We start from the raw sequence: 6875 nt of genomic DNA on the forward strand, positions 1-6875 counted from the left end.
TCCAGGCTCGCCCCACCTTGGGGTCGAATGCAGGCGCAGATGCTAGGAAGCTCGCCGCAAACTAAACAGACTCAGAAACCAGACATATATACAGATCAGATAATGGCCCCGTAATCATTGAGTCAAATGCCTACTGTTCTGGATAAATGCAAAAATTTATTCGCTGTTACTCAGTTGTCTGCGGACTAAACAAGCGGCGTTCGGCCGCACCCGCAAGACAGTGGAATTATCTTGACATCACTGCGAAGCGCGATAGAGAATTTCTCAAACTTTGCGCGCAAAGTTTTCGGCAGGACGCCATTCGGCCTGTCTGTCATGCGCAACCCACACTTGACGCCCAGACGCCTTGAGCCCCCCGGGAACGGCACCGTTGCCAGTCCTGTGGCGGCGCCTTGGCACCGGCAAAATAATAACGAAGGGAGCAACAGATGAAGCTTTCCAAGGAACTCGTCAACCAGGCCACAGCGACGTTCGGAACGCCGACCTATATCTACGACGAAACCGTGTTGCGCAGCAGTTTCAGCGAGTTGCGCCACGCGTTGCCGGACTGTGTGGACATCTTCTACGCCCTGAAGGTGAACCCGAACCTGTCCCTGGTAAAACTGATCCGTTCCTACGGCGGCAATACCGAGGTGTGTTCGCTGGGTGAGCTGGAAATTGCCCTGAAGGCCGGGGTTGCCGCCCAGGACATCATTTTCCTCGGTCCTTACAAGAAACCTGAAGAGCACCGCCGTGCCCTTGAGGTCGGGGTGTTCGCGATTGTCGTCGAGTCGGAAACCGAGCTGCGCAAGCTCTCGCTGCTGGCCGGCGAGCTGGGTTGCGTGGCACCGGTAGCGATCCGCATCAACCCGAATTTCTCCGCCTCCGGTTCGCCGTGGAAGATGGGCGGGCGGCCGACCCATTTCGGCATCGAGGAAGACACCGCCGTCGAGCATTTCGGCGAGTACATCAAGCTGCCGAACCTGGACATCAAGGGTATCCACGTCTACAACGGCACGAAGATTCTCGACGCGCAGTCGGTCTACGACAACGCCAGCTACATCCTCGACCTGTACCGCAACCTCACCCTGCGCTATGGCTTGAACCTGAGCATGGTCGATGTCGGCGGCGGCCTGGGCATCAAGTATTACGAGAATGAAAAGGAACTCGACACCCACGCGCTCAAGCAGTTGCTGGCGCCCTTGTTCGAGACCTTCCACCGACAGTTCCCGAACACCCGGATCATCCTCGAATCGGGCCGCTTCATCGCCGGTAAATGCGGTGCGCTGCTGGTGACCGTCGACAACATCAAGGAAAACCACGGCAAGACCTTCGCCGTGACCGACGGTGGCACCAACTGCCACGGCGCCGCGGCCGGCAGCGGTCAGGTGCTCAAGCGCAACTTCCGCATTGTCCATGCCAGCGGCAGCACGGGTGCGCCGCTGCGCGAATACCATATCTCCGGGCCGCTCTGTAGCCCCGACGACTTGCTCGGGCGCGATGTGCGCATCGAAACCCTGCGCGAAGGCGACGTGCTCGCGGTAACGGCCTCCGGCGCCTATGGCCCGACCGCTTCGCCAACCCTGTTCCATAGCCATGGCCACCCGGCCGAGGTGATTGCCAGCAATGGCCGGCTGTTCCTCGCCCGTGCCCGCCAGACGGCCATCGACATCCGCGACAGCCATGCCGACGTACCGGTCAGCGAGATGCTCGGCACCAATGTGGTCAGCCTGCCGACGGCGGCGGCCAGTGCCACGGCCAGCCAGGCGGCTACCGAGCGGCGGCTGGGCGAAATCCTGCGGGTAGTGCTGAAGCTTCCCGAGCACACCCAGATCGGCGCCGACTCGCACCTGCGTGATGACCTTGGCCTCGACTCGCTGACCTCGATGGAGCTGCTGGTCCACCTCGAAGACCAGATCGATGGCTTCTTCGTCAACCCCGACACCATCACGCCCGGCCATTTCAATACCGTGGCCAGCCTGGCCCAGTATGTCGACGCGCACAGCCGGCCGGCGCCGGCCCGCGCGCTAGCAGGCTTCGCCGAGGTGCACCATGAGCGTGTCTAAGGTGCTTTTGCAGCATGTCCTGGAGGCGCGCAACGGCCAGCACCCGGACAAGGCTGCGATCATCTATGCCGATGAGACCTACACCTACACGCAGCTGGACGAAGCCAGCGCGCGGCTGGGTGCCGGTTTGCAAGTGCTCGGCCTGCAACGCCAGGAGCGCGTGGTGCTGTGCCTGGGCAATCGGGTGGAAACCGTCTGTGCCTTCTGGGGCGTGCTCAAGGCGGGGGGGGTGGTGGTCAACGTCGGCCTGGAAACTCCGCCCGACGGTCTCGACTACATCGTTCGCGATGCCGAGGCCTCGGTGCTGATCACCACCTCCGAGAAGTTCGCCAGCCTGCCGGCGTCGACCCGGGCGCTGGCGCACCTGCGCGCCATCGTGCTGCTCGACGGCATCGCCGATGCCGCCGAAACGCTGACCTTCGAAAGCGTGCTCAGCCAAGGCGGCGCCGCGCCGCTGCCGTGCGGCACGCTGGACCTGGACCTGGCGGCGATCATCTACACCTCCGGCTCCACCGGCGCGCCCAAGGGGGTGATGCTGACTCACCGCAACATGCTGGCGGCGCTGAACTCGTTGCACACCTACCTCGGCTACAACGAGCGCGACAACGTGCTGTGTTCGTTGCCGCTGTCGTTCGACTATGGCCTGTACCAGATGATCATGGCGCTCAGCGCCGGAGCCACGCTGGTGCTGGAAAAGGAATTCACCTGGCCGATCTTCCTGATCAAGAAGATCCGCCAGTACCAGGTCACGGTCATTCCGTTCGTGCCGACCATGCTGATGCTGCTGCACGAGTACGCGCACAAGCGCGACGCGGTGTTCGAGCAGGTGCGCATGGTCACCAACACCGGCGCGGCGCTCAAGGCCAATCACATCGCGCAGATGAAGGCGCTGTTCCCGCAGGCGCTGATCTACTCGATGTACGGCCTTACCGAGTGCAAGCGCTGCACCTACCTGCCGCCGGAAGACATCGACAGCAAGCCCGGCAGCGTTGGCATCGCGATCCCCAACACCGAGCTGTGGCTGGTGGATGAAGACGGCCAGCGCATCGAACAGCCGTATCAGGTCGGCCAACTGGTGATTCGTGGCGCGACGGTCATGGCCGGCTACTGGCGCAACCCGCAGGCCAGCGCCGAGAAGCTCAAGCCGGGCCTGTACCCCGGCGAAAGCGTGCTGTACACCGGTGACTACTGCAGCCTCGACGAAGACGGCTACCTGTATTTCCAGGGGCGCATGGACCACGTGATCAAGTCGCGCGGCATGAAGGTCAGCCCGAGCGAGGTGGAAAGCTTCCTCTATGCCATCGACGGCGTCGAGGCTGCCGCTGTGGTCGGGGTCGAAGACGAGGCCGTCGGCGAAGGCCTGTGGGCTTTCGTCAGCCTGGGCGAGGGCGTTCCGCTGAGCAGCGAACTCCTGCTCGAACGCTGCCGTGCCGGCCTCGAAGCGCACAAGGTGCCGCTGGCGATCCGCATCGAAAGCAACCTGCCACGCACCGCCAATGGCAAGTTCGATCTACGTCAGTTGCAGGTGCATGCACGCAACGCACAGCTGGCAGTTGCCGGTTGAACCGGGTGGGCGCCGGCGGCGCCCGTTTCGTCGAGTCAGTGGCCTAGGAGTGTCGTCATGAGTCTGAGCAACAAGGGCAGGGAGCAAACGCTGGACGTCAACGGCAACCAGATCGCCTTGCGCATCTGGGGCAACGAAAGCGGGCACCCGGTGCTGGCGCTGCACGGCTGGCTGGACAACGCTGCTTCGTTCGACCGTCTGGCACCGCACCTGCAGAACTGCTTTGTGGTCGCCCCGGACCTGATCGGCCACGGCCGTTCCTCGCACCGGCGCGGCGACAGCGGTTATTACCTGTGGGAGCACGCCGATGACATGAACGCCCTGGTCGAGTGCCTGGGCTGGAAGCGCTTCTCGGTGCTGGGCCATTCCATGGGCAGTGGCGTGGCCTCGATTTTGGCCGCGATGAACAAGTCGATCGACAGCATGATCTTTATCGATGGCATGGGCGCGCCGTTCACCATCGACGAGCAGGACACCGTCGAGCACCTGAAAAAGTCCCATCGCCTGCTGCGCCTGGCGCTGCGCACGCGCCTGCATGGTTTCTCGGCGCCGGACAGCGTGCAGTTCAGCAGCGTCGAGGCGGCGATCAACGAGCGGCGCAACAGCATTGACGGCACCTTGTCCGCCGAAGGCGCGCGGCTGCTGGCGCTGCGCGACCTGCTCGGCGTCGGCGACGGCTACCGTTGGCGCCACGACCCGCGGCTGGTATTGCCCGAACCGATGCAACTGACCGAACAGCAAGCCTGCGACTTCCTTCGCCAGATCAGTTGCCCGCTGCACCTGATGCTCGGCCGCCAGGGGCTGTTTGCCGGCCCCGGCTTCGATAAACGCAAAAAAGCCTTGCCGTGGGCCGCGCGGGTCCACTGGCACGACGGCGGTCACCACTTCCACCTGGACGAACCCGACACCGTGCTGATCGAGCAGATCAACGCGGCGCTGGCTCAGAGTGAGCAGGGCCCGCTGCAACGATTAGTCAATGAGTAATGGAGTACGCGTGTGAAAGAGTTCTGGATTGCTCCGTCGATACTGGCGGCCAACTTTGCCCGCCTCGGCGATGAAGCCGAGCAGGTGCTGGCCGCCGGTGCCGACGTCATCCACATCGATGTGATGGATAACCACTATGTGCCTAACCTGACCATGGGTCCGATGTTCTGCAAGGCCCTGCGCGCGCATGGCATCACCGCGCCGATCGATGTGCACCTGATGGTCACTCCGGTCGACAGCATGATCCAGGCGTTTGCCGAGGCCGGGGCCGACTACATTTCGATCCACCCCGATGCCACCCTGCACCTGGACCGCTCGCTGCAACTGATCAAGGACCTTGGTTGCAAGGCGGGCCTGGCGTTCAACCCGGCCACCGGGCTGGAGGTCAGCCACTATGTGCTGGACAAGCTCGACCTGCTGTTGCTGATGTCGGTGAACCCGGGCTTCGGTGGGCAATCGTTCATCCCCTCGGTGTTGCCCAAGATCGAGGCGGCGCGCAAGCTGATCGATGCCAGCGGCCGCGATATCCGCCTGGAAGTGGACGGCGGCGTTAACCTCGAGACCATCGGCCAGGTGGCCGCCGCCGGCGCCGACATGTTCGTCGCCGGCACCGCAATCTTCGCCACACGCGACTACCGCGCCACCATCCATGCCTTGCGCAGCACGATGGCCGACGCCATCGGGCGTTAACCGAGCTGCCTGCGCCTGTCGATTTTCCGCGAACAATATGAGTTACCCGTCCTTGCAAAATAATATGTTTATCAAGGCCTTGCTGCGTCAACCCACGGCGCGTACGCCGGTCTGGCTATTACGCCAGGCCGGGCGTTACCTGCCCGAGCACCGCGTGTTGCGCGCGCGGGCCGGCTCCTACCTGGACCTGCTGCGCACCCCGGACTACGCCACCGAAGCTACCCTGCAACCGTTGCGACGGTTCGACCTGGATGCGGCGGTGGTCTATTCGGACATCCTGCAACTGCCCGACGCCATGGGCCTGGGGTTGTATTTCGTCCACGGCGAGGGCCCGCGCTTTCGCCATCCGTTGCGCGACGAGGCGGCTATAGAGCGCTTACGTGTGCCCGAACCGCATGCCCTCGAACATCTTTACCTGACCATGGCCCAGGTGCGCCGCGAGCTGGCCGGCCGGGTGCCGCTGATCGGCTTTGCCGGCAGCCCCTGGAGTCTGGCCTGTTTCATGGTGGAAGGTGGGCCGCCGGGCGATTTCCAGCTGATCAAGAAGATGCTCTACCGGCGCCCAGAGCTGCTGCACAGCCTGTTGCGCACGTTGGCGCAGGCGGTGGCGGCCGATCTCAACGCGCAGATCGAGGCAGGCGCGGCGGCGGTGATCGTGGTCGATACCTGGGGCGGGGCACTGGCCGACGGCATGTACCAGCGCTTTTCGTTGTTCTACATGCGCGAAGTGCTGGCACGCCTGCACAAGAGCCACAACGGCCAGCGGATCCCTTCGCTGATCCATACCCGCGGCGCGTTCCAGTGGCTCAATGTGCTGGCCGACAGCGGTGCCGATGCGCTGGGGGTGGACTGGAGCTGCGACCTGGCCATGGCCCGGCAGTTGGTGGGCAGCCGGGTAGCCCTGCAAGGTAACCTCGACCCGAGTATCCTGCTCGCCGATGAGGCCAGTATCCGTCGTGAAGTGCGTCGGGTGTTGCAGAGCCTGGGGCCGCCGGCGGCGGGTTTTGGCCATGTGTTCAATCTGGGCCATGGGATTTCGGCGGCTGTCTCGCCCGAGGCGGTGGCTGTGCTGGTCGACGCGGTGCACGAGTTCAGCCGCGTTGCAGGAGGTGTGCATGCTTGATCCGACTTTCGACTTCGACAAGATGCTCTGCTTCTCGTTGTACTCGACCGCCAACGCCATGGTTCGCGACTACGCCGAACCGCTCAAGCGCCGTGGCGTGACCTACCCGCAACTGCTGGTGATGGCCGGGCTGTGGGGCAAGGACGATGTCTCCATCAGTGCGCTGAGCGAGCTGACCCTGTTTGACCTGGGGACGTTGACGCCGATCGTCAAGCGCTTGGCCGATGCCGGGTTTATCACGGTGTACCTGGACCCGAGCGATCGCCGGCGCCGCAACCTGCTGCTGACCGACAAGGGCCGCGAGCTGAAGGCCGAGGCGGCGCAGGTGTTCAGCAACATGGCCTGCAAGATCGACCTGGGCGAGCAGGATGTGGCGCAGGTGCTGGATGTGTGTCACCGGATCCGTTCGAGATTGCGCTGAGCCAATCGCGGGACGCGCCCGCTCCCACAAAGGCAGCGCCTACCCTGT

At 63.7% G+C, this 6875-nt stretch carries 6 protein-coding genes; all 6 read left to right on the plus strand.

Translation table 11 applies throughout. From position 1 onward, the window contains the following. Positions 1-428: 428 nt before the first annotated feature. Genes DCO48_RS13930 through DCO48_RS13955 form a run of 6 tightly spaced genes read left to right on the plus strand, consistent with a single transcriptional unit; the run spans position 429 to position 6827 of the window. The gene (locus DCO48_RS13930) at positions 429-2045 is read left to right on the plus strand and encodes a phosphopantetheine-binding protein (RefSeq protein WP_116551188.1); all 1617 of its coding nucleotides are present in this window, start codon (positions 429-431) and stop codon (positions 2043-2045) included. After that, positions 2032-3609, plus strand: a complete 1578-nt coding sequence (locus DCO48_RS13935) for a class I adenylate-forming enzyme family protein (RefSeq protein ID WP_116551189.1) — start codon at positions 2032-2034, stop codon at positions 3607-3609. Before DCO48_RS13930 ends, DCO48_RS13935 begins: the two co-directional genes overlap by 14 nt. A 57-nt stretch (positions 3610-3666) precedes the next feature. Then, a complete protein-coding gene (locus DCO48_RS13940) occupies positions 3667-4593 on the plus strand; it encodes an alpha/beta fold hydrolase (RefSeq protein ID WP_116551190.1) in 927 nt (308 codons plus the stop codon). A 12-nt stretch (positions 4594-4605) separates the two neighbouring features. After that, positions 4606-5283 (plus strand): ribulose-phosphate 3-epimerase, encoded by a 678-nt coding sequence (rpe, locus tag DCO48_RS13945; RefSeq protein WP_116551191.1) that lies wholly within the window; start codon positions 4606-4608, stop codon positions 5281-5283. 37 nt (positions 5284-5320) lie between these two features. Further along, positions 5321-6406 carry a uroporphyrinogen decarboxylase gene (gene hemE / locus DCO48_RS13950; RefSeq protein WP_116551192.1) on the plus strand — a complete coding sequence of 362 codons (1086 nt, stop codon included), beginning with the start codon at positions 5321-5323 and terminating at the stop codon, positions 6404-6406. After that, a complete protein-coding gene (locus tag DCO48_RS13955) occupies positions 6399-6827 on the plus strand; it encodes a MarR family winged helix-turn-helix transcriptional regulator (RefSeq protein ID WP_116551193.1) in 429 nt (142 codons plus the stop codon). Before hemE ends, DCO48_RS13955 begins: the two co-directional genes overlap by 8 nt. Positions 6828-6875 lie beyond the last annotated feature (48 nt).

Origin of the sequence: Pseudomonas sp. SDI (genome assembly GCF_003105155.1) — a bacterium.
GTDB lineage: Bacteria > Pseudomonadota > Gammaproteobacteria > Pseudomonadales > Pseudomonadaceae > Aquipseudomonas.